Source organism: Methanocrinis sp., from assembly GCF_049974945.1.
In the GTDB taxonomy this organism is placed as follows: domain Archaea; phylum Halobacteriota; class Methanosarcinia; order Methanotrichales; family Methanotrichaceae; genus Methanocrinis.
Genome location: NZ_JBNGCU010000106.1, coordinates 1 through 2,227, shown reverse-complemented (window position 1 = coordinate 2,227; position 2,227 = coordinate 1). Strand labels below are relative to the sequence as shown.

At 63.9% G+C, this 2,227-nt stretch carries 3 protein-coding genes; 2 read left to right on the top strand and 1 reads right to left on the bottom strand.

Going from position 1 to position 2,227, the window contains the following annotated elements; genetic code table 11:
* Together ACP5EL_RS08980 and ACP5EL_RS08975 are read left to right on the top strand one after the other, a co-directional pair.
* Positions 1-489: FAD-linked oxidase C-terminal domain-containing protein (locus ACP5EL_RS08980; RefSeq protein WP_428402173.1), on the top strand; the 489-nt coding region annotated here is incomplete at its 5' end.
* Complete coding sequence (locus ACP5EL_RS08975; protein WP_428402172.1) at positions 486-1,589, top strand: (Fe-S)-binding protein; 1,104 nt, start codon at positions 486-488, stop codon at positions 1,587-1,589. The genes ACP5EL_RS08980 and ACP5EL_RS08975, both read left to right, overlap by 4 nt.
* On the opposite strand, the gene ACP5EL_RS08970 is transcribed toward ACP5EL_RS08975, so the two are convergent.
* Positions 1,586-2,227, bottom strand: a 642-nt coding sequence (locus ACP5EL_RS08970) for a MarC family protein (protein ID WP_428402171.1), incomplete at its 5' end; no start/stop codon positions are given. The genes ACP5EL_RS08975 and ACP5EL_RS08970 overlap by 4 nt on opposite strands.

Here is a 2,227-nt window from a genome sequence, read left to right as displayed (position 1 = left end):
AGCGGGGAGGAGGAGATGGAGGAGATCTGGGCGGCCCGAAGGCTCGTCGGAGCCGCCGTATCCCGCCTCGACCCCTCCAAGAGCAGGATCTACGTCGGCGAGGACGTGGGCGTCCCCATAAAGATGATCCCGGCCCTGATCAGGGAGGTAGGCGAGATCTCCGAGAGGTTCGGTCTTCCGGCGATGAAGTACGGCCACATCGGGGACGGAAACCTCCACGTCGCCCTCTTCATCGACGTTCTGGACGAAGGCGAGTGGGAGAGGCTTTTGGCCGCCGCCGACGCCATCCACCGGACGGCGATCCGGCTGGGGGGGACGGTCAGCTCCGAGCACGGCATCGGCGCGGCCCGGGCGGAGTACATGAAAATCCAGTGGGGTGAGAGGACCCTCTGGGTGATGAGGGCGATAAAGAGGGCCCTCGACCCGAAGGATATCCTCAACCCCGGAAAGCTGGGGCTTGAGGAGGACACCTCCCCAGGAGGAGGATGAAACTGGCGACGGGCGAAGCGGAGACCTGGGTCGAGATCGACCCCCGGACGGTCGAGGTCTGCGTGCGGTGCGGAACCTGCCGGTCGGTCTGTCCCGCCTTCGAGGTTCTGGGATGGGAGTCGAGAAATTCTCGGGGCCGGATCATGGTCGTCAAAGCCCTCCAAGAGGGGTTCTGCCCCGACTCCGAGGTCCTCGACTGCCTCAACACCTGCACCACCTGCGGGATCTGTGCCGAAAAATGCCCGGCGGGGGCGAACCCCCCGGCCATCGTCCAGTCTGCGAGGCGACAGCTCGTCGCAGAGGGCGTCATGACCGAGACCCAGGCCGGGTTCAGGAGGAAGGTGAGAGCTAGCGGCAACACCTTCGGTGAGGGGGCCGACCGGCTCGGCTGGCTCTCGGATCGGGAAGGTTTGAAGGAGAGGGCGGACCGCGTCTACTTCGTGGGGTGCCTCCACTCTTACCGCTACCCCGAGGTGGCGAAGAAGACCTTCGATCTCCTTCGTCGTTTCGGCGCCACCCTTCTTCCTGAAGAGGTCTGTTGCGGCTCCCCCCTCATCAGGACCGGCTCCGAAGCGAAAGAGATCATTGACAAAAACCTCCGCCAGATCAGGGGGGTCGGGGCGAAGACGGTCATCACCGGATGCGCAGGCTGCCTCTCGACTCTCAAAAAAGACTACCCCCCGGAGTTCGAGGTGGTCAGCGTCTCCGAGTTTCTGGCGGAGCACCTGGCCGAGCTTGACTTGTTGAGGCTCGACATCACCGTCACCTACCACGACCCCTGCCACCTGGGAAGGGGGAGCGGGGTCTTCGATCCTCCAAGAGAGGTGATAAGGGCGATCTGCCGCCTCGAAGAGATGAAGGGGAGCAGGGAGAACGCCCGGTGTTGCGGCGGAGGCGGAGGGGTCCGGGCGGGCTACCCCGACCTATCCCTCGATATAGCGAGACGGAGGCTCTCAGAAGTCCCCGCGGGGGTCAATGCCATCGTATCCTGCTGCCCCCTCTGCATAAGAAACCTGAGGGACGCCGGAAGCGAAATCGAGGTGATCGACCTCATCGATCTCGTCGAAAGGGCGATCGGCTCGCAGTCGGCCCGATCCTAAGATAGCCCCGCGAGCCCAGCATAGATATTCCAGGCTCCGACTGCGACGAAGTTGACGGCGATGGCGCCGAGCAATAGGCCCATGATCCTGGTCATCACCAATATCCCCGTCACCCCCAATATTCGAGAGACGTACTCCGAGGACCTGAGGATCAGGTAGGAGACGAGGAATGTCACCGTCAGGGCCAGGAGGATGACCCCCTTCTCGGCGGGCCCCGAAGCCGTCCCCATGAGGACGATGACGGTGGTGATCGCCCCCGGACCCGTCAAAAGCGGCGTCGCCAGGGGGAAGATCGATACGTCCTCCCGGTCGCTCGCGTCGGCCATCTCGACCTCCGTCACCTTCCTCCGGGGCTTCGCCTTCAGCATCTCGATGGCCATGATGAAGAGGAGGATCCCTCCCGCGACCCGAAGGGAATCGACGGTCGTTCCGAAGAACCGGAGGACCACGTCTCCGGATAGGGCGAAGAGGAGGGCGACCGTGTAGGCGACAGACGCCGCCCGGAGGGAGATCCTCGCCCTCTCCCGGGCCGAGGCTCCAGGGGTGAGGGATATGAAGACCATCGTCGCCTCGACGGGGTTCACGATTATGAAGACCGAGGCGAAGGCGTAGAAGAAGTAAGCGAGATATCCGGCCTC